Genomic DNA, 24296 nt, shown 5'->3' on the forward strand with positions numbered 1-24296 from the left:
GCTTTTTGTTTAAGCTTGGGAGTGCTCCATACAGTGTGTGGAGTCTATGTCTGGGGCGCCTGGTCTTCCTAAGTAAGCGGAAAATCTGTGGATTAAGTTTGGTAGAAATTTTGGAGAGATTGCGGCTATAATGTTTTTGGCTGTTAGATTGGAGTATTCCACAGTCAAAAGATCTTCAAAGTCCACAATATAGGGTTCAGATCCTTTCTTGATTGGAGGCAAAAAATGAGTCTTTACATTATTAGACTGATTTATTAATGATGTTAACGATGAAAAGTCACCTTTTGATGCGTTTTCTAAGTATTTTCCATATTTTTCGTGCCCGCGGCAACGAGCTAACAGTATTTTATATGTTCCAGCGCATCGTATAATGTCGCAGGCGGGAGTGAGAATCACCCATACCTGTTCGGAGTAATTAATAAGGTCTCCAGTCATAACTTGGTTTCGAGTTACGGGTAGGATATAGCTCTCTTGGGGGTGACACTTTGTCGTGCTATTAACAGTTAATATGCTGTCGGCTACATTCTCTAAAATCACGCGGAGGGCTGAGTCCGCAGGAATTGAAGTTTGACCAGTTGATATTCTGCTCGCTACCCCACCGTGAAACAATGGAGCTAGCTCATTATTTAAAAGCTTATATGACTCACGCATGAGCCGTACGAGTGAAAGCTTTGTTTTTAACCACTGAAATATTTGACTCTCTGCTTCTGAATCTTTGACGAATTTCGCCATGGAACTTAGATCGAGAGATGTTGTATCTACGTCGGTCGGCTTTCCTGTCAAAATAGCAATAGGGCATGGAGACATGTTTTTGAGTTGTCTTATGAAATCATTGCCAATGGTTACTGCATCTTTATCAGGAGTGCCAGTAGCCAGTTTTAGATCAGTTACGATAATATCATATCGAGAATTTTTGAGTGAGCTAATAGCTGCTTCCATCGATAGAACACAAGTGGGTACGATTGTTATATCGGCGTCTCTCTCGTTAAACATTTCTGTTTCTTTTTTGAAGTTTATATGTAGTTGACTATCATCTTCTATGAATAGTAGAAATATTTCTTGTTTAGACATTTTTGACTTCCTTGATCGTTATTTCAAATGTACAGCCTGGTAGTATATTTTTAAGTTCTAGAGTAGCTCCTATTCGAGCTAATGACTCTCTTGCGATCGCGAGCCCTAAACCTTGGCCATCTGAAGCTTTTGTTGTGAAGCCTGGTTCAAAAATTGAATCCTTGTAGCTGTCTTTTACCCCAGGGCCGTTATCCTCGACACGGATCACGATATTCTGCTGGTCGTTAAGTATGGTGACTCTAATCATTGGTTTAAGAGGCTTGCTTTTGGTTAACCAGAAAATTGAGTTATCAACCAGGTTTATAAGAGCAGTTTGGATCTCGTCACCGTAACCCATATATTGATGGCCTGGCTCTCCCTCCATCTGTAAGCTCACGCCATCTTCCAATGCTTTGAATCTCAATACTTCAACGGCTGAGAGCACGGAGGAGAAGACGTCGTGTACAGTCATTGGGCCTGACCGTTTTGTCGCAAGAGGGTCAAGATGCGATAGCATCTTTTCCATGCGTTTTGATTGTTTAGTGTTTTCGTAAATTCTTGAGTTGTACGAATCTTTTAATTCGAGTTCTTCTTCGGCTTTTACAGTTGTAAGTTTTTTCCAGTCAAAATTTAAGTGTCTTAGTAGTCCGCTTATTGATTTTAAAGGAGTTCTAAGCTCGTGTAGGACTTCTGCGATGATTTTGCCAAGCGTGGCTCTTGCTTCTAGAAAACGCTCGTGTTCGATCTGTTCGATAACTCTCTTCTTAAGTTCTTCTTGCGCAGTTTCTATGATTAGTCGAGCTGCATCTCGTTTGGCTGCTGGGATTTCAGAGAGTATTTTTTCTTTCCAGGTGAATTCAGCTGCTTCTATAAACGAATCATGCCGCGGCTTTCGTAAACCCTTTCCTGTGCCTTCACGAACTCGACGGCGCATGGGTTCTATAGTGGATCCTAGCAGATTCAATATTAGTTGTTGCAAGCGCTTATAGCTGCCATTTGTCTCAAGCCCTTCGCGGCTGCTCCGTTCTATAAGGTTGCTAGTTTTTTCATCCGATATTGATATGAAGCCTGCTATCTGATTAGGGCTAATTCTAATTGATGGGTTGTCGACTCTGCGGCTGCTCAATCCTAGCCAGTCTTGGTCTTTATCGCCATACGGCCTGATTCTGAAATCGTCTCGGTAAATTCCCACCCCAGCCATATCATCGAGAATTTTTCGCGCAGCTCTTTTCCCATATCCCTCGAGTTTTGCGCGCGATATCAGAGCTTCAATTGAGGATGATTCTCTATCAAATATCAGCAGGCGTATATCTAGCTCTCCACAAGGAGATAAACCAGATTCATCTTCAATATCAAACTGCAACTCTATTGGTTCTGAAAAGCTTTCCCCAAGAGCGTTAAATCTCATTTCCCCCGAAAAATTCCCCGCTATATCGAACTTTCCAGTCACTTCATAATCAGCGCTGTCTAAAATTGGTGCAGGAACGATTTCTATTTGGCCTTTTTTTGCAGGTTCTATGATGGCCAAAGGAAGGTTTTTATCAGATAGCGATGATAAATCTAGATATATAGAGAAACCTAGTGGAGATGGAAGAGCTGTTTTTTTTGTCTCTAATGGTGATGTTAATCTGCGAAGCTCTCGATAAAGTTCTAGGATTTCAGATGCCACCCATTTATCTCGAAGCTCTCTGATCCGAATAGTAGTTCCAGTGGGGTAGTCGAGATCTTTAGTGCTTCGTCGGACCCTGATAGGTATTTGGTCAAGATATTTTTCTTGATCAAATTTTTTCCAATCTATTTTGACTGTCGTTACTTCTACATGTGTTTCGTCCGCACTAATTGCTGAGGTTGATAATACCATCAACTCGCCCAGTCTTGATGCTGCGAAACGTCCTATGCCTTTAGAGCCAAGAAGCTTCCGGCCGCCGATAGATATGGTTTTTTTTACTTTGTTTTCGGTCGCGGGCTCCATCCATGAGTTAATTACTGTGTCATAGGTCATTCCGTGGCCCTGGTCGAGGACTTCAATCTTCAATGCCTCAGACTGCCCATTAGATTTTAGTTTTATAATCGATGTTGCAGAGTCCGCGTCGTGTGCATTCTTGACCAGCTCGACAATTGCGGCGATCGGTCCGCTGACGAGCTTATCACCGATCGTTCTAATTAGACGCGCTCGTGGTTTGAAGTTGTGTGGTAACACTAGGAGATCCTTCCCTTGCGTTGTAATTGGTAATGCTGAATTTATTCACATAATAAAAAGCCCTGATCTCAGGGCTTTTTTGTCTTCCCTACTTCATGCAGAGACTCTTATATCATGGCTTAATGGCATCATCAATCCCAGCTCAACGCCCCCCCAGTCTGATACTCAATAACCCGAGTCTCAAAGAAATTCTTCTCTTTCTTCAAGTCCATGATCTCGCTCATCCATGGGAACGGGTTAGTGGTGCCTGGATACTCTTCCTTCAACCCAATCTGCGACAGGCGACGGTTGGCGATGAATTTGAGGTAGTCCTCCATCATCGCGGCGTTCATGCCCAGTACGCCGCGTGGCATGGTGTCGCGGGCGTATTCGATTTCCAGCTGGGTGCCTTGCAGAATCATCTGGCTGGCTTCTTCCTTCATTTCGGCGTCCCACAGGTGTGGGTTTTCGATTTTGATCTGGTTGATCACGTCGATGCCGAAGTTCAGGTGCATGGATTCGTCGCGCAGGATGTATTGGAACTGCTCGGCGACGCCGGTCATTTTGTTGCGGCGGCCCATGGAGAGGATCTGGGTGAAGCCGCAGTAGAAGAAGATGCCTTCCAGTACGCAGTAGTAGGCGATCAGGTTGCGCAGCAGTTCTTTGTCGGTTTCGACGGTGCCGGTTTCGAACTTCGGATCGGAGATCGAACGGGTGTATTTCAGGCCCCAGGCTGCTTTTTTCGCGACCGATGGGATCTCGTGGTACATGTTGAAGATTTCGCCTTCATCCATGGCCAGGGATTCGATGCAGTACTGGTAGGCGTGGGTGTGGATCGCTTCTTCGAAGGCCTGGCGCAGGATGTACTGGCGGCACTCCGGGTTGGTGATCAGGCGGTACACGGCCAAGACCAGGTTGTTGGCCACCAGGGAGTCGGCGGTGGAGAAGAAGCCCAGGTTGCGCATGACGATGCGGCGTTCGTCGTCGGTCAGGCCTTCGGGGTCTTTCCACAGGGCGATGTCGGCGGTCATGTTGACCTCTTGCGGCATCCAGTGGTTGGCGCAGCCGTCGAGGTATTTCTGCCAAGCCCAGTCGTATTTGAAAGGTACGAGCTGGTTGAGGTCGGCGCGGCAGTTGATCATGCGCTTTTCATCGACCGCGACACGGGCGCTGGCGCCTTCGAGTTCGGCCAGGCCTTCGGCGACGTCCAGGGCGTCCAGGGCTTTTTTCGCGCGGATCAGGGCGGCGGAGTCGTTGGCGGTGATGTTGCGAGCTTCCAGGGCCGCGGCGCCACCGGCGCTGTCGAGGCGGTCCATGTTGGCTTCGTTGGCGTGACCGGCGTTGGTTGCCTTGGCGACTACTTCGCCGTCTTCTTTATCGAATTCGTCCCAGCTCAGCATGGTGGAAGCTCCTGAATTTCAAAGGATGTAGTGCCCGCGTCGTATCGCTGACGTTGGCAACGGATTTCGAGATTTACTCGGGATCGACTGGCTTGTGGGGCTGCAGGTCGATCAACGGATTTGCCGCCGCGGCGCGGGGCCACACAGGCGAACAAAACGGGTAGTAGAGGTTGCTTTCAGGTAAGACAGCATTGCGTGTGCCAATGGTCATTTGAGTACCCTGGAGCGAGCGCGGGATTATACAGATTTTGCCCGGCACTTGTTCATCCGTGACGACGTTTGAGGTGTGATTTTCGCTTTTTTTTCGGGTGTTTCGGGTGGTCATTCATGGTGCGTGGTGAATGGGCCAAAACGGAGCGAAAATCCCTTATCTGGTGTTTTTTTACATTTCGAAACGCAAGATACAGTGTCAGGCGTTTTGCGGCAATCGTTGTTGAGAGGGTTTTTGGCTAAGGGTTATTGGCTTGATTCGGGTCAATTTTGGTCGGGGCAGCGGTGGTTGGGGGTTGTGGGGTTAAGGGCGTCTTATTTGGACCGGGTTTGTGGGGGAATTGGTTTTGGCAGGCGACGAATGGTTGTGGGTGGCAGACGATTTCGCCTCGTCTTTGATAGCCTGGCCGCGGCCCGGAAAACTGACCGTGGGACCGGCTTTAGCCGGGAAGACTGTGGGACAGGCGATAGAGATGTATCGATCTTGCCTGTGCTTTCCCGGCTAAAGCCGGTCCCACGGTTCTGTGTTTGCTGCGCGACAGAGCGGTGTCAGGGGCACTGCGAAACCTCCTACAAAAATGTTGCTCACTCGATCGCCAGCAAGCCGGCTCCCTCGAAGGAGGTGTCTCAGGCGGGGGTGTTGCGGTAGGTGTTAAGCAGTTGTTCGCGCGATGGCAGAGGGCGTTCGGCGTCCAGTGGTGTGCAGGGAAAGCCGCTAAAGCGCAGGCTGGCTGCGTAGTTGGATCTGCGTGTTTTGGCGCAGTAGGCTTTTTTGCTTGCGAGGGTAGGGGTTGGCATAGCGGTTAGGTCAGATCGGGCTGCGGTTGAAGGCCCTTGCGGGCCTTTTCGCGGGCTGGCCTCGCTCCGGTGGGAGCGAGGTTGCCGGGGTGTTGCTTATTGGCAGGCTTCGCAGTCCGGCTCGTCGATGGCGCAGGCTTTAGGCACTGGCGCCGGACCGGCCGGGGCGGCTTCGGTTGGGCGAGGGGCGGCGATTGCCGAGTCGTCCGGGCCGTGGCCACCGCTGGAAACGGCGTTGAGCTTGCCGGTGTTGATGGTCGATTTCTCGGTGCTGGTCGCGGCCAGGGCACGGAGGTAGTAAGTGGTTTTCAGACCACGGTACCAGGCCATGCGGTAGGTCACGTCCAGTTTCTTGCCCGAGGCGCCGGCGATGTACAGGTTCAGCGACTGAGCCTGGTCGATCCACTTCTGACGGCGGCTGGCGGCGTCGACGATCCACTTGGTGTCCACTTCGAAGGCCGTCGCGTAGAGCTCTTTGAGTTCCTGCGGGATGCGCTCGATCTGTTGTACCGAACCGTCGTAGTACTTGAGGTCGTTGATCATGACCGAGTCCCACAGGCCGCGGGCTTTGAGGTCGCGGACCAGGTACGGGTTGATCACGGTGAATTCGCCCGAGAGGTTCGATTTCACGTACAGGTTCTGGTAGGTCGGTTCGATCGACTGCGATACGCCGGTGATGTTGGCGATGGTCGCGGTCGGTGCGATGGCCATGATGTTGGAGTTACGAATGCCTTTCTGTACGCGGGCACGAACCGGCGCCCAGTCCAGGGATTCGTTGAGGTCAACGTCGATGTACTTCTGGCCACGCTGTTCGATCAGGATCTGTTGCGAGTCCAGTGGCAGGATGCCTTTGGACCACAGCGAACCCTGGAACGTCTCGTAGGCGCCGCGCTCGTCGGCCAGGTCGCAGGACGCCTGGATGGCGTAGTAGCTGACCGCTTCCATGGACTTGTCGGCGAACTCGACGGCTGCGTCGGAACCGTACGGGATGTGTTGCAGGTACAGCGCATCCTGGAAGCCCATGATACCCAGGCCGACCGGACGGTGGCGGAAGTTGGAGTTCTTCGCCTGCGGCACGGAGTAGTAGTTGATGTCGATAACGTTATCGAGCATGCGTACGGCTACGTCCACGGTGCGCTTGAGCTTGGCGGTGTCCAGCTTGCCGTCGACGATGTGGTTCGGCAGGTTGATCGAGCCCAGGTTGCAGACCGCGATCTCGTCCTTGTTGGTGTTCAGGGTGATCTCGGTGCACAGGTTCGAGCTGTGGACCACGCCCACGTGCTGTTGCGGGCTGCGCAGGTTGCACGGGTCTTTGAAGGTCAGCCATGGGTGGCCGGTTTCAAAGAGCATGGAGAGCATTTTGCGCCACAGGTCTTTGGCCTGGATGGTCTTGAACAGTTTGACCTTGCCTGGGTATTCGGTCAGCGCTTCGTAGTACTCGTAGCGCTCTTCGAAGGCCTTGCCGGTCAGGTCGTGCAGGTCCGGGACTTCCGATGGCGAGAACAGGGTCCACTTGCCGTCATCGAAGACGCGCTTCATGAACAGGTCAGGGATCCAGTTGGCGGTGTTCATGTCGTGGGTACGACGACGGTCATCACCGGTGTTCTTGCGCAGCTCGATGAACTCTTCGATGTCCATGTGCCAGGTTTCCAGGTAGGCACAGACAGCGCCCTTGCGCTTGCCGCCCTGGTTGACGGCTACGGCGGTGTCGTTGACCACTTTCAGGAAAGGTACGACGCCCTGGGACTTGCCGTTGGTACCCTTGATGTAGGAGCCCAGCGCGCGGACGGGAGTCCAGTCGTTGCCCAGGCCACCCGCGAATTTGGACAACATGGCGTTGTCGTGGATCGCGTGGTAGATGCCCGACAGGTCATCGGGCACTGTGGTCAGGTAGCAGCTGGACAGCTGTGGACGCAGGGTGCCGGCGTTGAACAGGGTCGGCGTCGACGACATGTAGTCGAAGGACGACAGCAGGTTGTAGAACTCGATGGCGCGGTCTTCACGCTGTTTCTCTTCGATCGCCAGGCCCATGGCCACGCGCATGAAGAAGATCTGCGGCAGTTCGAAACGGATACCATCCTTGTGGATGAAGTAGCGGTCGTACAGGGTCTGCAGACCCAGGTAGGTGAACTGCTGGTCGCGCTCATGGTTGATCGCCTTGCCCAGTTTTTCCAGGTCAAAGGAGGCCAGCACAGGGTTCAGCAGTTCGAACTCGATACCCTTGGCGATGTAGGCAGGCAGGGCCTTGGCGTACAGATCGGCCATTTCGTGGTGGGTGGCGCTTTCGGCGACACCGAGGAAACCCAGGCCTTCGGCGCGCAGGGTGTCCATCAGCAGGCGGGCGGTGACGAACGAGTAGTTCGGCTCGCGCTCGACCAGGGTACGGGCGGTCATCACCAGCGCGGTGTTGACGTCTTTCATCGCCACGCCGTCGTACAGGTTCTTCAGGGTTTCGTTCTGGATCAGGTTGGCATCGACTTCGGCCAGGCCTTCGCAGGCTTCGGTAACGATGGTGTTCAGACGACCCATGTCCAGTGGAGCGGTGCTGCCGTCGGCGCGGGTAATGCGGATCGACGGGTGTGCCTGGACCGGTGCATCGGAGCCACGCACGGCACGCTCCTTGGAGCGCTCGTTACGGTAGATCACGTAGTCGCGAGCCACTTTTTGCTCGCCGGCGCGCATCAGCGCCAGTTCTACCTGATCCTGGATTTCTTCGATATGGATGGTGCCGCCCGACGGCATGCGACGTTTGAAGGTCGCGGTGACCTGTTCGGTCAGGCGGGCAACGGTATCGTGGATGCGCGACGAAGCGGCAGCGGTGCCGCCTTCAACTGCAAGAAACGCTTTGGTAATGGCGACGGTGATCTTGTCATCGGTGTAGGAAACAACAGTGCCATTACGCTTGATCACGCGCAGCTGGCCAGGAGCGGTTGCGGACAGGTCCTGCTGGGAGTCGCCTGTCTGCGGCGCGATGGCCTGCGGATTCTCGCGAGTTGTGTCTGTTTGCATGGGTGTCTCCACGTTCTCTATGTTTATTTGGGCACTGTCAGGGTGCCCACCGTTCCGTCTTGAGGCATTTGGCCGACAAACGTCGGCCAATAAGGACTTCAAAACGGACTCGAGGAAGGCTTTGAAGTCGAAGGAGTCCGGGTCAGCGCCCGGTGCTCGGAAATCTGTTACAGAATGCGATATTTATGTTGCAACACATGTACCGTTCGACCCGATGGTGTGGGGTAGCAACGTCGGCCGTTCGCGCGAGCGGTTGGGCCACAAAACAGGGGTTTGGTTCAACCCCAAAGACGCAAGAAAAACCCTTGAGTTTTCCATTTGAAATGTGTTTGGCTTTTTGATCAAAACCCTACATGTAGGGTTTTTTCTGCGGCGGGCTACAAGATAATGCGTTTTGGACACCAATTGCAACGCATGACCTGTGGATAAAACTGTGTGTAATTTGTGTGTGAAACGTCCCTCTCGCGTGTAGGCCGCGTAACTACTGGCGTCGACCGTTGGTCATGGATTTTTACAGTCTTGTGTCGGGCCAGGGCGGGCTTTTTGGGGCGGGATGCGGATCACAAAAAAATGGATCGGGATAGGGGAAAGTGGATCTGTTGGAGCGGCGCTTGCCCGCGAATACGATTTCTCAATTTCGATTGTGTCTCGGATGTACCGGCCTCTTCGCGGGCAAGCCTCGCTCCCACGGGGTCGATGCTTGTAGTGTGCTGCATTCATATAAGAACAACTAAAGGATGGCTCTAGTGGCAAACGAAACCTGGCAGGTGCTGATTGTCGAGGATGATCAGCGTCTGGCCGAGCTGACCCGCGATTACCTGGAGAACAACGGTCTCAAGGTGGCCATCGAGGGCAATAGCGCCCTGGCGGCCAAGCGCATTGTCGATGAGCAGCCGGATCTGGTGATCCTCGACCTGATGCTGCCGGGCGAAGACGGTTTGAGCATCTGTCGTTCGGTGCGTTCGCGCTATGACGGGCAGATCCTGATGCTCACCGCGCGTACCGACGACAGCGACCAGATTCAGGGGCTGGACATTGGCGCCGACGATTTTGTCTGTAAACCGGTGCATCCGCGGGTCTTGCTGGCACGCATCCATGCGTTGCTGCGCCGCAGCGAAACCCCGCAACCGCCGACTGCCGAGGCACGTCGTCTGGTGTTCGGTCCGTTGGTGGTGGACAACGCCCTGCGCGAAGCCTGGCTGAGCGAGCAAAGCATCGAACTGACCAGTGCCGAATTCGATTTGCTCTGGCTATTGGTCAGCAATGCCGGGCGGATTCTTTCTCGCGAAGAGATTTTCACCGCCTTGCGCGGCATCGGCTATGACGGTCAGGATCGCTCCATTGATGTCAGAATCTCGCGTATTCGCCCCCGGATCGGCGACGATCCTGAACATCCACGCCTGATCAAGACGGTGCGCAGCAAGGGCTATCTGTTTGTCCCGGAAGCGGCCCAGGACATGCCCGGTCTGAACCGGAGCCTCTGAGCCATGAATTCGATTTTCTTGCGCATCTATGGCGGCATGCTTGGCGTACTGGTACTCGTAGCGCTGCTCGGCGTGCTCACCCTTCATCTGCTCAATCAGGTGCGCAGCGACCAATACCGCGAACAGCTTGCCCACGGCACGTTCACGCTGATGGCCGACAACCTGCGGCCTATGGATGCCATAGAGCGGCGCCGATCCATGGCGATCTGGGAGCGCCTGTTGGGCATTCCCCTGGACCTGCAAGCCCCCGAACAGGCGCATCTGAGCAGTGGCACCCGCAGCCGCCTCAGCCGCGGCCAGGTGGTGGTTGAGCAGCTTGGCCCTCATGCGGCCAAGGTCTATCGCCAGCTCAGCGAGCAGGAGCCATTGCTGCTGACCGGCGAGGTGCGCCAGATCAGCGAGCAACTGGCCCGGGCGACTATTTATCTGCTGATTGATGAATTGGTGCGCTTTCCCGTGCAGGAACAGCCGCAACGTCTGGAAATGCTGCGCATCAGCAAGGGTTTCGGCTTCGATCTACGTCTGGTCGCGCTGAAAAAGGCCGATATCGACGACGATCAACGCCGCCGCATTGCCGAGGGCGATACGGTGATGGCCCTGGCCAAGGGCGGCGATTCGATCCGGGTCTTCGCCGGCATCGCCAACACGCCGTGGATGCTGGAAATCGGCCCGCTGTATCCGCTCAACCCGTATCCAGCGGAGTTGCTGATACTGATTGCGCTGGTCGGCCTGTGCTTTATCGGTCTGGTGGTCTATTTGCTGGTGCGGCGTCTCGAGCGACGGGTGCAGACACTGGAGGCCGCCGCGACCCAGATCGCCCAGGGCAGCTTGCAAACTCGCGTGCCGCAGACCAGTGCCGATTCGGTTGGGCGGCTGGCGGCGGCGTTCAATGGCATGGCCGAGCACTTGCAGCGGTCGCTGATGATCCAGCGCGAACTGGTGCGGGCGGTGTCCCATGAACTGCGTACGCCAGTGGCGCGCCTGCGCTTTGGCCTGGAAATGGTCAACGATGCGACCACCGCTGAGATGCGTCAGAAATATCTGTTGGGCATGGATCACGATATTCAGGACCTCGACAAGCTGGTCGACGAGATGCTGATCTATGCGCGCCTGGAGCAGGGCGCGCCGACCCTGAATTTCCAGCGGGTGAATCTGGAGCAGATGATCGATCAGGTAATTGCCGAACTGGCGCCGCTGCGGGCGGCGGTGCAGGTCAGTCGGGGAGTATGCCGGGTCGCCGAAGACTGTGACGGCGCCTGGGTCGAGGCCGAGCCGCGTTATCTGCATCGGGCGTTACAAAATTTGATCAGCAACGCCATGCGCCATGCTGAATCGCGGGTGCTGGTCAGCTTTGAGGTGGATGCTCAGCGTTGTCGCATCGATATCGAAGACGACGGCCCCGGTATTCCCGAAAGCGCCTGGGAGCGGCTTTTCACGCCGTTCATGCGCCTGGACGACAGCCGCACACGGGCGTCGGGCGGGCATGGATTGGGGCTATCGATTGTGCGGCGGATTATCAACTGGCATGGCGGCCGCGCATTGATTGCCGATAGCGAAGCGTTGGGCGGGGCGTGTTTCAGTCTGGCGTGGCCGAGTCGGCAGGGGTAGGCGTGAATCAGTCAGGTTTTTATCAGGTGGAGGGGATCTGCTTGTGTGGGACCGGCTTTAGCCGGGAAAACGATGGGGCGCACGCAAAAGGTATATCGGGTGTACCGTCCCCTTCCCGGCTAAAGCCGGTCCCACAAAATGAACTCATTTTACGGCGATCAGGCTGAGCAACTGCCCGTCCCGCACGCTGAACTGCCCCTCCAACTCTTTGCCCCGGTGCCATTCACCGGACAAATCCATCAGCAAGCGTAAACGCGCATGGCCGTCGGCGGACCATTCAACCAGTTGTGCATCTTCAAAGTAGAAGCGCTTGTGCACCAGCGGGTAGAGCGCCTTGAACAGCGCTTCCTTGATCGAGAAAGTCAGGGTCACGCGCAGGGCGTGCTGATCGGCAGGCTCAGTGGCCATCTGCGTTAGCTCATCGGCGGTGAGGATCTCCCCGGCCAGACGCGCGGCGCGTTCATGGCTCAGCAGGTGTTCGGCATCCAGGCCCAGGCCACGCCAGTGCTGGCGCGAGGCGACGATGGCGGCGGCCCAGCCTTGGCTGTGGGTGATCGAACCGCACAAGTCGTTTGGCCATACCGGCGCGCGGTCTTCGCCCAGTTCCGGCACGCACAGGCGGCCATCCAGCTGGCGCATGGCTTCCCGGGCACAGAGCCGCCCGGCAAGGAACTCGGTCTGGCGCTTGGCCACCGAGCGCTGAATGCTCGCCGGGGGCGCAATGGCGCAGTGCTGGAAGTCGCCGGGCTGCAGTTGCTGCGGGTCGAACGGGCTGCTGACCAGCACCACATCCGCCAGGGGTTGCGGCAGGGGCCAGTGGCGGCTGAGGGTCGGGCAGCAGGCGGGCAGGGGCGTCGATGGGTTCATGGACGGCATTTTGCCGGGGGATGGGGGCGGAGGGAAGCCTGGCAGGTATAGCAGGCAAGCACGAATCAAGGTGGGAGCGAATTCATTCGCGAAAGAGCCGGGACAGCCGATACATTTTCATCGCCTGTCTCTACGCTTTCGCGAATGAATTCGCTCCCACACGGTGGTCACCCCATCAGCTCCCACAGAGTTCGCCAATAACTGGACCTCCAGTTATTGGTCGGCAAATACCTGGGCAAGAAAGGTTTTCATATTCGCCCAGGACATCTCGTCAGCCTGCTTGCTATAGCCAATATCCGGGCCGCCATGCTCGCCGTGGCTCAGGCGGTCGGCGTCGGGATTGGTGAAACCGTGCTTGGCACCGTCGAAGGTGTCGATGGTGTAGCTGGCCTGGGCGTTGTCCATTTCACTGCGGAACGCCTGTACCACGACTGGGGTGACCATGCTGTCCTTGCTGCCGTGCTCGACCAGGATCGGTGCCTTAATGCTGTTAGGCATCGTGGTTGGCCGTGGATTCAACGCGCCATGGAAGCTCACCACGCCAGCGAGGGGATCGCCACGGCGCGCGGCATCCAGGACCACGCCGCCGCCGAAGCAGTAGCCGATGGCGGCGATTTTATAGGGGTTGGTTTGCGGCTGGCGCTTGAGCAGGGTCACGCCCGCTTCGAAGCGCTGGGCCGAGGCCGCGCTGTTGGCGGTGGCGGCTTTCATGAAGGACAGGGCGTCGGCCGGGTGCTCGGTATTTTTGCCTTCGCCATACATATCGATGGCCAGAGCGCTGTAGCCCAGAGCAGCGAGGTCACGGGCGCGCTTCTTGGCGTAGTCGTTCAGCCCCCACCATTCGTGTACCACGATGACGCCAGGGCGGATGCCGATAATGGCGTCGTCATAGGCGTAGTACCCCACCAGTGGCGTGCCGTCGGCGCTTTGATAGTTGAACACCTGAGTCTTGATTTCGGCCTGGGCCAGACTTGCCAGGCCCATCATCATTACTGCGATCCAGAAACGCATGGTCAGCTCCTTCTTAAATCGAATGCTGCATCGGGGGTAGATGACGAAGAGTAGTTCAGCGATGGTGTCAATGTGACTGCTTTGCCGGGTTATTCGTTCAGTGCAGGTTCAGAGGGTGTTCAGGGTGGGTTCAGGGCTGCGCGAATAGTCTTTGCTGCGTACTCACAACGCGCTTGGCGCATAAGGACATCACCATGCACGCACTCAACAAGACTCTTCTGGCACTGGCTTTCCTGGGTAGCAGCACCGCGTTGCAAGCCAACGACAGTGTTCGCAATTTCGCCAGCGTCACCCTGGGCAATACCAGCGACAAGATCCAGCACTCTCGTGCGCTCAACGACAACCTCAATCGCCCCAACACCGATGGCATCATCGGCAAGGACACCACCTGGGGCGTGCGCCTGGGTCAGCAGACCAACGCCAACCGTTACTACGCCACTTACGACAATGTGTCCGGCTCCCACAACGGCCTCAAGCTGCGCCACGAAAACCTGCTGGGTAGCTACGACATGTTCGTGCCGGTGGGCTGGAGCGGTAACACTCAGTTGTTTGGCGGCGGCACCTTGGGCATGACCAAGTTGAGTCATGAATCCTCCGGCATGAGCCGTGGCACTGACTGGGGCTATGCCTACGGTGCACAGGCGGGTGTTATGCATAACCTTTCGCAAAATACCTCGCTGGAACTTGGCTACCGTTATCTGCGGGGCAATGCCGGCCATGAGGTTTCCAGCCATGGCGGCCCGAAGCAGGGTTCGTTGAGTTTGAACAGCAGCGCCCAGAGCTACCTGGCGGCCAATTTCCTGTTCTGATCATTTTTGCAGTACTTGTGGCCGGGCCTGAACCTCAGGTCCGGCTTTGTTGTTAATCTGATGCAGCGGGGCGCTGTTTGCCTGGGAGAGCGACATGAAATTGTTGGTGGTTGAAGATGAGGCGCTATTGCGTCATCACTTACAAACCCGACTGCGGGAAAGCGGCCATGTGGTCGAGGCCGTTGGCAATGCCGATGAAGCCTTGTATCAGGTCGGGCAATTCAATCACGATCTGGCAGTCATCGATCTGGGCCTGCCGGGCATGGGCGGACTGGATCTGATTCGTCGCCTGCGTGCGGATGGCAAGACCTTCCCCATCCTGATTCTCACCGCGCGGGGCAATTGGCAGGACAAGGTCGAAGGCCTGGCTGCCGGCGCTGACGACTATGTGGTCAAGCCATTCCAGTTCGAAGAACTGGAAGCGCGGCTCAATGCGCTATTGCGCCGTTCCAGCGGGTTTACCCAGTCGACGATCGTTGCCGGTCCCTTGCTGCTGGACCTGAACCGCAAGCAGGCTGCACTCGACGAGCAGCCTCTGGCGCTGACGGCCTACGAATACCGGATTCTCGAATACCTCATGCGTCATCACCAGCAGGTGGTGCCCAAGGAGCGCCTGATGGAGCAGCTCTACCCCGACGATGACGAGCGTGATCCGAACGTGATCGAGGTGCTGGTCGGGCGGCTGCGACGCAAGCTCGAAGGCCAGTCGGGCTTCAAACCCATCGATACGGTGCGCGGCCTGGGCTATCTGTTTACCGAGCGCTGTACATGATTCGTTCGCTGCGCCTGCGCCTGATGCTGGCTGCCGCGATCCTGGCAGTGATCTTCATGCTGATGCTGCTCCCGGCCTTGCAGGGAACCTTCAGCCTGGCGCTACGCAGCTCCATTGAACAACGCCTGGCCTCGGATGTGACCACGCTGATTTCGGCGGCGCGCATCGAGGATGATCATCTGTTGATGCCGACGGTGTTGCCCGGCGAGCAGTTCAATCTGCCGGGCAGCCGTTTGATCGGCTACATCTATGATCGCCAGGGACACCTGGTCTGGCGTTCCCGGGCCGCCGAGGCCGAAGATATCAACTACGTGCCGCGCTATGACGGCAAGGGCGATGAATTCAGCAAGCTGCGCGATATCAATGGCGAGGAGTTTTTCGTCAACGATGTCGAGATCCAGTTGCTCGGTGGGCGCAATGCGGCGTTCAGCATCGTCTCGCTGCTACCGGTGCGCGAGTATCAGGAAACCATTTCCGATCTGCGCCGCAAACTCTATCTGGGCTTCGGCGGTGCGCTATTGGCGCTGATGGCGTTGCTTTGGCTCTGCATGACCTGGGGCCTGCGTGCCCTTCGTGGCTTGAGCCAGGAACTGGACGAGGTGGAGGCGGGCAATCGTGACGGCCTCAGCGAGCAGCACCCCAGCGAATTGCTGCGCCTGACCGGCTCGCTGAACCGCTTGCTGTCCAGCGAACGTGAGCAACGCATACGTTATCGCGATTCCTTGGGCGACCTGGCCCACAGCCTGAAGACGCCCCTGGCGGTATTGCAGGGTGTCAGCGAGACCATCGCCAAACGCCCCGAAGATATGGAGCAGGCGCGGGTCCTGCAGACGCAGATCGAGCGCATGAGCCAGCAGATCGGTTATCAGTTGCAGCGTGCCAGCCTGCGCAAGAGTGGCCTGGTCCGTCATCACGTAGCCCTGCGCCCGGTGGTGGAAAGCCTGTGCAACACCCTCGACAAGGTCTACCGCGACAAGCAGGTCAAGGTCAGCCTGGACCTGCCCGAGCAAAGCATGGTGGCCATGGAAGAGGGCGCCTTACTGGAAATGCTCGGCAATTTGCTGGAAAACGCCTATCGCCTGTGCCTCAGCGAAGTCCGCGTCACCCAGCGTTCTTCGCGCCTGGGTGACGAGCTCTGCATCGAGGACGACGGCCCCGGCGTACCCCAGAGCCAGCGGGCACGCATTCTCGAACGTGGCGAGCGACTGGATCGCCAGCATCCCGGCCAAGGCATCGGCCTGGCGGTGGTCAAGGACATCATCGAAAGCTATGGCGCGCGCCTGACCCTGGGTGACTCGGAACTGGGGGGCGCGGCGTTTCGCATTCATTTCCTCGCGGCCTGATCTGCGGGCCATCATTTTTCCCTCATTGTGCTATCACTTAATGATCCCCATTGGTCCGGGCGGCGGCGGATACCCGCCAACGTCCGGGCTTTTTTTTCGGGATCAGGCGGAAAACCGCCACATGCTCAAGCGGCTTCTTCAGGCTTTTTCGCCGCACAGCTCCGGATTCAGGGGTGTACAGGGTTTTTTCGAGAACTGGCACGCGCCTTGCGATAACAGAGCCAGGACTGCCCAGCGCAGCTCGACAAAACAAATCCCTCCAGTGCAGGAGGGTTAGCGCCACAGGTATCGCGAGCGTCAGATGATGATGCACGACGCTGCCCTTGAGGATCATTGCCATGACGACTCGTCAGCCCTTGTACAAATCCTTGTATTTCCAGGTCATCGTTGCCATTGTGATCGGCATTCTGCTGGGTCACTTCTATCCGCAGACCGGTGTTGCTCTCAAGCCACTGGGTGACGGCTTCATCAAACTGATCAAAATGGTCATCGCGCCGATCATCTTCTGTACGGTCGTCAGCGGCATTGCCGGCATGCAGAGCATGAAGTCGGTGGGCAAGACCGGCGGTTACGCGCTGCTCTACTTCGAAATCGTTTCCACCCTGGCCCTGCTGATCGGTCTGGTTGTGGTCAACGTCGTGCAACCGGGTGACGGCATGCACATCGACGTGGCGACCCTGGACGCTTCGAAAGTCGCTGCCTACGTCACCGCAGGTAAAGATCAAAGCGTTATCGGCTTCATCCTGAACGTCATTCCGAACACCATCGTCGGCGCTTTCGCCAACGGCGATATCCTGCAAGTGCTGATGTTCTCGGTGATCTTCGGTTTTGCCCTGCATCGCCTGGGTGCCTATGGCAAGCCGATCCTGGACTTCATCGATCGCTTCGCCCATGTGATGTTCAACATCATCAACATGATCATGAAGCTCGCGCCACTGGGTGCACTGGGCGCCATGGCGTTCACCATCGGTGCCTACGGCGTCGGTTCGCTGGTGCAACTGGGCCAGTTGATGCTGTGCTTCTACATCACCTGCGTACTGTTCGTGCTGGTCGTACTGGGTGCCATCGCCCGCGCTCACGGCTTCAGCGTCCTGCGTCTGGTTCGCTACATCCGTGAAGAGCTGCTGATCGTACTGGGTACTTCCTCGTCGGAATCGGCCCTGCCACGCATGCTGGTGAAAATGGAGCGTCTGGGTGCCAAGAAGTCGGTTGTCGGTCTGGTCATTCCTACCGGCTACTCGTTCAACCTCGACGGTACTTCGATCTACCTGACTATGGCGGCCGTGTTCATTGCCCAGGCAACTGACACCCACATGGACATCACTCACCAGATCACCCTGTTGCTGGTGCTGCTGCTGTCCTCCAAAGGCGCTGCAGGCGTGACCGGTAGTGGCTTCATCGTTCTGGCGGCGACCCTGTCCGCTGTCGGCCACCTGCCGGTTGCAGGTCTGGCGCTGATCCTGGGTATCGACCGCTTCATGTCCGAAGCCCGCGCCTTGACCAACCTGGTCGGTAACGCGGTTGCAACGCTGGTTGTGGCAAAGTGGGTTGGCGAGCTGGACAGCGACAAGATGACTGCCGAGCTGGCCTCTGGTGGCACTCCCATCACCACTCTGGGTCCTCAAGACGACCTGGGTGTTGCCGAGAAGGCCTAAGCCTTAGCCCAAGCGTCACCCGACACCCCGCCAGAGCGCTGCTCTGGCGGGGTGTTTTGTTTTCAGGGGAGCGCAGGTCATGTGGGACCGGCTTTAGCCGGGAAAGGGCCGGGACATCCTGCGCATTTTCGTGATCAGGTCAAATGCCTTCCCGGCTAAAGCCGGTCCCACAACAAGCAGAGATGGCCGTGGGTTATTCCACCCGCACTTCCCCGCTGAATACCAGCGTCTCGCGACAGCGTCGGCACAGATACCGCCGCCCTTTGCGCACCAGTTGGTGACGTTGGGCGGAGAAGGGGAAATCGCTGTCGGCGCAGGGGCAGCGGTAGATATAGCGGGTCACGCTGCGACGCTTCACTTCATAGGTATGGCAGCGGTTGGGCGGCAGCTCGTAGACGCCGCGCATGATCAGTTGCCATTCCTCGCCATGGGGCTGAATGCTGCCGCCGAACAGTTGATGGGCGACCAGGTGCGCGACTTCGTGGGCCACGGTCTGGCGCAGGAAGTCTTCGCTGTTTTCCCGATACAGCTGCGGATTGAAGCGCAACAGGTTTTCGTGCAGGTGTGCGACGCCCGCCTTCTGTCCGCGCAGCTTGAGGCTGACGACGGGGCGTTTGAAGGGGCGTTTGAAAAAGGCTTCGGCTTGCTGATAACAGCTTTCGACGCGGGCGTTGATGTGCTCGGGCATGCTTGCTGGCTCTCCAGAGGCGCCAAGTATGCCGTAGTGAGGGCGTATTGCGAAAACTCAAGCCGATACACGGAATGGGCCGCCGTCGATAGCGGCGGCCCGACCGCTGGTATTTAGTTGGTGTACTCGGGGCCGACACCGATGCCCCAGAGCACGACGGTAAAGGCCATGATCGCCACCAGCACCACCAGGCCGACTGCCAGTACGGAACTGGAAAACATGAACCCTTCGTCCGCATGGATATTCATGAAGGTCGGCAGCCCGACATACAGCAGGTAGACCGTGTAGCAAATGGCCGCCGTGCCCACCACCAGACCCAGCCACATATGCGGATACAGCGCCGCGAGCCCGCCGATGAACAGCGGGGTGGCGGTGTAGGTGGCGAAGGCAATGCAGCGGGCCATGTTGGGGGTGGCGTCGTAAGTGCGGGCCATCCAGTGGATAAAACCGCCCATGACGCCTACGCCGATAAGCATGGAGACATAGGACATGACCGCCATCCAGATGGCGCTGCCGTGGGTCAGCATCACCGGGGCGCGATCACCGATCACCCAGCCGACCTGGGTGGTGCCGATATAGGCGGAAATCGCCGGAATCGCTGCCAGGATCAGGGTGTGGGTGAGGTACATGTGGCCGATGCTTTCTTCCTTCTCTTCGCGGATCTGATGCCACTCTTGATCGGGGTGAGTGAACAGACCCCAGACGTGATTGATCATGGCGTTGACTCCTTTTATCTCGGTTAGGCGCTATGCCCTCGCGTAGCCACTGGCCTTGCACGGCACAGCCACAGCCTCGATTGCGTTCTATATGACAAGGTTGCGACCTTATCGAGTATAGGAAGTCAGACCGCCGTAAAACCGGCGTGCTTAGAGTGTTTGGCAATGTAAGCGGGCGTGCTCATAGCCTGCGGATCATAAAATGACCGTTCATACCCTTGGACGCCCGGTTATCCTCGCTGACGGTTTATGCGTAAAATACCGGCCTTTTCCCGAGTCACCGCTAGCGGATATCAGCGCCATGGGCACCCTCTCAGTCAATCAGAACAAACTGCAAAAACGCCTGCGTCGGCTGGCCGGCGAGGCCGTCAGCGATTTCAACATGATTGAAGAGGGCGACAAGGTCATGGTCTGCCTGTCCGGCGGCAAGGACAGCTACACCATGCTCGACGTGCTGATGCACCTGCAGAAGGTCGCGCCGGTCAAGTTCGACATCGTTGCCGTGAATATGGACCAGAAGCAGCCCGGCTTCCCCGAGCATGTGCTGCCGGCCTATCTGGAAACCCTTGGCATCGAGTACCACATCGTCGAGAAGGACACTTACTCGGTGGTCAAGGAGCTGATCCCGGAAGGCAAGACCACCTGCTCGCTGTGCTCGCGCCTGCGTCGCGGCACGCTCTACACCTTTGCCGATGAAATCGGCGCGACCAAGATGGCCTTGGGGCATCATCGCGACGATATCGTCGAGACCTTCTTCCTCAATATGTTCTTCAACGGCTCGCTCAAGGCCATGCCTCCCAAGCTGCGCGCCGACGACGGCCGCAACGTGGTGATCCGCCCCCTGGCTTACTGCCATGAGAAAGACATCCAGGCCTATTCGGACATGAAGGGCTTCCCGATCATCCCGTGCAACCTCTGCGGCTCCCAGGAAAACCTGCAACGCCAGGTGGTCAAGGACATGCTTCAGGACTGGGAGCGCAAGACTCCGGGCCGTACCGAAAGCATCTTCCGCGCCCTGCAGAACGTGCAACCGTCGCAACTGGCCGACCGTAACCTGTTCGACTTCACCAATCTGCGTATCGACGAGACCGCGGCGTCGCGGTTCGTCAATGTGGTGAATATCTAACGTCTTCCCGGCTGGTTGGAATGATTAAACAGGTGGGACCGGCTTTAGCCGGGAAGGCGATATGACAGGCGATAGAGGTCTATCGACTGTACCGGCCACTTCCCGGCTAAAGCCGGTCCCACAATTCGCTATGCGCTACATGGCTATGCCGAATTCGTCATCCTAAAAGACGATTGCCGACAAGAAACCCCCGCCACAACAGGCCACCCTTGGCTTTTGCCTTTAGCCAAGGGGTTGCGCCGTGATTGCTCTGACACTGGATGAAACAAGAACGCTGGCCGAGTCGATTCTGCGCCATAACGGCTTCAGCGAACCCCATGTAAAGGCGGTGGCCGAGGTGGTCTGGGCGGGGGAGCGCGATGAATGTGCGTCCCATGGCCTGTGGCGTCTGCTGGGCTGCATCGCTACCTTGCGCAACGGTAAAGTGGTGGCGGACGCCGAGCCCGAGCTGATTGATCAGGCTCCGGCTATTGTCCGGGTGGACGCCAAGGGCGGTTTCTCCCAGCGTGCTTTCCAGATGGGCACGCCGGTATTGGTGCAAAAAGCTCGAAACAGTGGGATCGCCGCCATGGCGATCAATCATTGCGTGCACTTTTCGGCGCTGTGGAGTGAGATCGAGGTACTCACCGAAGCCGGATTGGTCGCGATGGCTTTTACGCCGAGTCATTCCTGGGTCGCTCCGGCAGGCGGCAGCAAGCCGCTGTTCGGCACCAACCCTATCGCCTTCGGCTGGCCCCGTGCGGGCAAATCCCCCTTTATCTTCGACTTCGCCACCAGTGCCGTGGCCCGAGGCGAAATTCAGCTGCATGAACGCGCGGGCAAGGAAATCCCGCTGGGTTGGGGGATCGACGCCGACGGCCAGCCGAGCACCGACCCCAGCGCCGTACTCAATGGCGCCATGCTGACCTTTGGCGGGCACAAGGGCTCCGCGTTGTCGGCCATGGTCGAGTTGATTGCCGGGCCGTTGATTGGCGACCTGACCAGTGTTGAATCCCAGCAGTACGATGCCGGCAGCAAATCGTCGCCGTATCACGGTGAGCTGATCATTGCCCTGGATCCCAAGCGTTTTCTTGGTGACGCCGTGGATCACCACCTGGCGCGGGCGGAAAGCTTGTTCGAGGGGATTCAGGGCCAGGGCGCGCGGCTGCCGTCGCAACGGCGTTATGACGCGCGGGAAAGGAGCCTCAAGGATGGGGTGAAAATCACCGAGAAGCTGTATGAAGATTTGCAGGCGCTACTGGCGTAATTCTGCAGGAAAAGGCTTGGTGGATGGGAATGTGGGAGCCGCCTTGGTGGCGATCGAGTGCGAAGCACTCGCAACAGGGGCAGTGCCTGCCCCATCGCCAGCAAGCCGGCTCCCACAAGAGCAATCAGATCTCTTACAACCCAACCTCCGGCAATACCGGCATATTGGCCAGCGCCTTTTGCATCAGTTTTTCGACATATTCACGATCCGCATCCGGCAGGGCCAGGCGCGGTGGGCGGGTCAGGGCGCTGCCGCGTTCCATGATGGCTTCGCACAGTTTGATGCATTGCACCAGGTCCGGACGCGCGTCCAGGTGCAGCAGCGGCATGAACCATTCGTAGATCGCCATGGCTTCGGCGAAGCGACCAGCCTTGGCCAGGCGGAACAAGGTCTCGCCTTCTTTCGGGAAGGCGTTGGACATGCCCGACACCCAGCCCACCGCGCCCACGGCGATGCTTTCGACGACGACGTCATCGAGGCCGGCGAACAGCACGAATCGGTCGCCGACTTCGTTGCGTACGTCGACGAAACGGTTGGTGTTACCCGAGGAGTCCTTGAAGCAGACGATGTTTTCGCAGTCGGCCAGGGAAATCAGGATGTCCGGGGTCACGTCGTTTTTGTAGATCGGCGGGTTGTTGTAGACCATCAGCGGCAGGTCGGTGGCAGCGGCCACGGTGCGGAAGTGGGCGGCGGTCTCGAACGGCTTGGCCGAATAGACCAGGGCAGGCATGAGCATGATGCCGTCCGCACCGGCCTTGGCTACCTGACGGGCGACGTCGCTGGCGTTGGCGCTGGTGAACTCGGCGATGCCGGAGATCACGGGCACGCGACCGGCGCTGGCGTCCTTGGCGACTTCCACCAGGCTGATTTTCTCGGCCACGCTCAGGGACGTGTTTTCGCCGACGGTGCCGCAGATCACCAGGCCCGACACGCCATCACGCACCAGATTGGAAATGACCTTGTGGGTGGCTTCCAGGTTGAGGGAGAAGTCAGCGTTGAATTGGGTGGTGACGGCCGGGAAGACGCCGCTCCAGTTAACGTGTTTGCTCATGAGTTACTCCAGTTCGAATAAGGGATTTCGTATACGTTTGTGTTTGGGCAAATAAATGCCCGGTTTCGGGTACGGATCTGTGGGACCGGCTTCAGCCGGGAAGGCGCTCCGACAGGCCCTGAAGATGCCTCGGCTGTACTGGCCTCTTCCCGGCTAAAGCCGGTCCCACAGGTGTTCATGTTCCAAGGGGTAGATCACTTATCCAGCTGCAAACCAACCGGCCAGGTATCGGACAACTGATACCCCTCTGGCCACGGATCGCTTGGGTCGAGCATGTGTTGGTGCGTACCGGTGATCCAGGCACGGCCGGACAGTGCCGGGATAATGGCCGGGCGGCCGGCGATTTCGGTGAGGCTGTCGATCCGGCAGTTGAACTGCGAGCCGATGATCGAGCGGCCGATAAAGCGTTCGCCCACCGCCAGTTGTCCTTTGGCATGCAGCACCGCCATGCGCGCCGAGCAGCCAGTGCCACAGGGCGAGCGGTCGATCTTGCCGGGGCGGATGACCACGGCATTGGCCGCCGTGGCGATGTCATTTTCGTAGTGCAGCGGGGCGGCGATCTGGCAGAAGGAAATGTGCTTCCAATCTTCGTTCAGCGGATGGCTGAAACCCAGTTGTTCATTGGCCGCCAGGGTGATTTTCAGGCCGGTCTCGACCAGATCCTTGGCTTCATCGGCAGTGAGGGCAAAGCCCAGTTTGGTCGAGTCGACGATGGCGAAGCTGTCGCCGCCATAGGCGGTATCGACCTGGATCGAGCCGATGCCCGGCACTTCGATCCAGGCGTTGAGCTTGTCGGCGAAGGACGGATGGTTGCGCACTTCGACGCTCTGCACCTTGCCGTCGCGACACTGGGCCACGGCTTCGATCAGGCCGCCGGGAGCTTCCAGGATCAGGCGTGTCTCGGGTTCGGTCATGGGCACAATGCCGCTGTCGAGCAGCACCGTGGCCACGCACAGGGAGTTGGAGCCGGACATGGGCGGCACGTCCGCCGGCTCCATGATGATCCAGCCCATCTGCGCCTTGGGGTTCTTCGGCGGCACCAGCAGATTGACGTGACGGAACACCCCGCCGCGAGGTTCATTGAGCATGAAGTTGCGCAGCACGTTGTCCTTCTCGATCCAGCGCGACTGCTCCCAGATCGTTTCGCCCGGCGGTGGCGCGACGCCGCCGACGATAACGTCACCGACCTCGCCCTCGGCGTGGCAACTGACCACGTGAATCACTTTCGATGAACGCATGAGTGATGGTTCTCCGTTGAATGACGCTGTTACCTG

Annotated in this window: 20 protein-coding genes; 8 read left to right on the plus strand and 12 right to left on the minus strand. The window is 57.5% G+C overall.

Annotated elements, in window-relative coordinates; all coding sequences use genetic code 11:
* Positions 1-9 precede the first annotated feature (9 nt).
* The 5 genes from AC1Z24_RS07200 to AC1Z24_RS07220 all read right to left on the minus strand — a co-directional run bounded on the left by AC1Z24_RS07200 (position 10) and on the right by AC1Z24_RS07220 (position 8646).
* Entirely contained in the window at positions 10-1071 is a 1062-nt protein-coding gene (locus AC1Z24_RS07200; RefSeq protein WP_483745090.1) for a response regulator, read from the minus strand.
* Positions 1064-3250, minus strand: a complete 2187-nt coding sequence (locus tag AC1Z24_RS07205; RefSeq protein ID WP_483745091.1) for a sensor histidine kinase — start codon at positions 3248-3250, stop codon at positions 1064-1066. Before AC1Z24_RS07205 ends, AC1Z24_RS07200 begins: the two co-directional genes overlap by 8 nt.
* A 131-nt stretch (positions 3251-3381) precedes the next feature.
* Entirely contained in the window at positions 3382-4629 is a 1248-nt protein-coding gene (locus tag AC1Z24_RS07210) for a ribonucleotide-diphosphate reductase subunit beta (RefSeq protein WP_259099185.1), read from the minus strand.
* 837 nt (positions 4630-5466) lie between these two features.
* Positions 5467-5637 carry a YhfG family protein gene (locus AC1Z24_RS07215; protein ID WP_483745092.1) on the minus strand — a complete coding sequence of 57 codons (171 nt, stop codon included), beginning with the start codon at positions 5635-5637 and terminating at the stop codon, positions 5467-5469.
* 96 nt (positions 5638-5733) lie between these two features.
* Positions 5734-8646: a ribonucleoside-diphosphate reductase subunit alpha gene (locus tag AC1Z24_RS07220; protein ID WP_259099188.1), complete on the minus strand. Its 2913-nt coding sequence runs from the start codon at positions 8644-8646 to the stop codon at positions 5734-5736.
* Positions 8647-9392: 746 nt separating this feature from the next.
* Between AC1Z24_RS07220 and AC1Z24_RS07225 the strand changes: the two genes are divergently transcribed.
* Both AC1Z24_RS07225 and AC1Z24_RS07230 read left to right on the plus strand, forming a co-directional pair.
* Positions 9393-10130: a response regulator gene (locus AC1Z24_RS07225; RefSeq protein ID WP_483745093.1), complete on the plus strand. Its 738-nt coding sequence runs from the start codon at positions 9393-9395 to the stop codon at positions 10128-10130.
* A gap of 3 nt (positions 10131-10133) precedes the next feature.
* Positions 10134-11738: an ATP-binding protein gene (locus AC1Z24_RS07230; protein WP_483745094.1), complete on the plus strand. Its 1605-nt coding sequence runs from the start codon at positions 10134-10136 to the stop codon at positions 11736-11738.
* A gap of 144 nt (positions 11739-11882) precedes the next feature.
* Here AC1Z24_RS07230 and AC1Z24_RS07235 read toward each other — a convergent pair whose 3' ends face one another.
* A complete protein-coding gene (locus AC1Z24_RS07235; RefSeq protein ID WP_483745095.1) occupies positions 11883-12605 on the minus strand; it encodes a 4'-phosphopantetheinyl transferase family protein in 723 nt (240 codons plus the stop codon).
* A gap of 213 nt (positions 12606-12818) precedes the next feature.
* Positions 12819-13616 carry a dienelactone hydrolase family protein gene (locus AC1Z24_RS07240; protein WP_483745096.1) on the minus strand — a complete coding sequence of 266 codons (798 nt, stop codon included), beginning with the start codon at positions 13614-13616 and terminating at the stop codon, positions 12819-12821.
* A gap of 194 nt (positions 13617-13810) precedes the next feature.
* Here AC1Z24_RS07240 and AC1Z24_RS07245 point away from each other — a divergent pair, with 194 nt between their 5' ends.
* The 3 genes from AC1Z24_RS07245 (at position 13811) to AC1Z24_RS07255 (ending at position 16540) form a co-directional block, all read left to right on the plus strand.
* Positions 13811-14425, plus strand: coding sequence for an outer membrane protein (locus AC1Z24_RS07245; RefSeq protein ID WP_483745097.1), 615 nt, complete (start codon positions 13811-13813; stop codon positions 14423-14425).
* A gap of 94 nt (positions 14426-14519) precedes the next feature.
* Positions 14520-15197 carry a response regulator gene (locus AC1Z24_RS07250; RefSeq protein ID WP_259099199.1) on the plus strand — a complete coding sequence of 226 codons (678 nt, stop codon included), beginning with the start codon at positions 14520-14522 and terminating at the stop codon, positions 15195-15197.
* Positions 15194-16540 (plus strand): ATP-binding protein, encoded by a 1347-nt coding sequence (locus AC1Z24_RS07255; protein ID WP_483745098.1) that lies wholly within the window; start codon positions 15194-15196, stop codon positions 16538-16540. Before AC1Z24_RS07250 ends, AC1Z24_RS07255 begins: the two co-directional genes overlap by 4 nt.
* Before the next feature lie 37 nt (positions 16541-16577).
* Here AC1Z24_RS07255 and AC1Z24_RS07260 read toward each other — a convergent pair whose 3' ends face one another.
* Positions 16578-16880 (minus strand): hypothetical protein, encoded by a 303-nt coding sequence (locus tag AC1Z24_RS07260; RefSeq protein WP_483745099.1) that lies wholly within the window; start codon positions 16878-16880, stop codon positions 16578-16580.
* Here AC1Z24_RS07260 and AC1Z24_RS07265 point away from each other — a divergent pair.
* Positions 16879-18195, plus strand: a complete 1317-nt coding sequence (locus AC1Z24_RS07265) for a dicarboxylate/amino acid:cation symporter (protein ID WP_483745100.1) — start codon at positions 16879-16881, stop codon at positions 18193-18195. The two genes, AC1Z24_RS07260 and AC1Z24_RS07265, sit on opposite strands and share 2 nt — an antisense overlap.
* Before the next feature lie 193 nt (positions 18196-18388).
* Here AC1Z24_RS07265 and AC1Z24_RS07270 read toward each other — a convergent pair whose 3' ends face one another.
* Both AC1Z24_RS07270 and AC1Z24_RS07275 read right to left on the minus strand, forming a co-directional pair.
* Entirely contained in the window at positions 18389-18883 is a 495-nt protein-coding gene (locus AC1Z24_RS07270; protein ID WP_483745101.1) for a SprT family zinc-dependent metalloprotease, read from the minus strand.
* A gap of 113 nt (positions 18884-18996) precedes the next feature.
* On the minus strand, positions 18997-19599 hold the full coding sequence (locus tag AC1Z24_RS07275; RefSeq protein ID WP_483745102.1) for a Yip1 family protein: 603 nt from the start codon (positions 19597-19599) through the stop codon (positions 18997-18999).
* Between the two features lie 301 nt (positions 19600-19900).
* Here AC1Z24_RS07275 and ttcA point away from each other — a divergent pair, with 301 nt between their 5' ends.
* Together ttcA and AC1Z24_RS07285 are read left to right on the plus strand one after the other, a co-directional pair.
* Positions 19901-20725 carry a tRNA 2-thiocytidine(32) synthetase TtcA gene (gene ttcA / locus AC1Z24_RS07280; RefSeq protein WP_259099207.1) on the plus strand — a complete coding sequence of 275 codons (825 nt, stop codon included), beginning with the start codon at positions 19901-19903 and terminating at the stop codon, positions 20723-20725.
* A 241-nt stretch (positions 20726-20966) separates the two neighbouring features.
* Entirely contained in the window at positions 20967-21971 is a 1005-nt protein-coding gene (locus tag AC1Z24_RS07285; protein WP_483745103.1) for an Ldh family oxidoreductase, read from the plus strand.
* A 133-nt stretch (positions 21972-22104) separates the two neighbouring features.
* Here the strand turns inward: AC1Z24_RS07285 and AC1Z24_RS07290 are convergent, their stop codons facing one another.
* Together AC1Z24_RS07290 and AC1Z24_RS07295 are read right to left on the minus strand one after the other, a co-directional pair.
* A complete protein-coding gene (locus tag AC1Z24_RS07290) occupies positions 22105-23022 on the minus strand; it encodes a dihydrodipicolinate synthase family protein (RefSeq protein ID WP_483745104.1) in 918 nt (305 codons plus the stop codon).
* 194 nt (positions 23023-23216) lie between these two features.
* Positions 23217-24260: a trans-3-hydroxy-L-proline dehydratase gene (locus AC1Z24_RS07295; protein WP_483745105.1), complete on the minus strand. Its 1044-nt coding sequence runs from the start codon at positions 24258-24260 to the stop codon at positions 23217-23219.
* Between the last annotated feature and the right edge of the window lie 36 nt (positions 24261-24296).

The sequence above is a fragment of the Pseudomonas sp. JL23 genome (assembly GCF_056933585.1).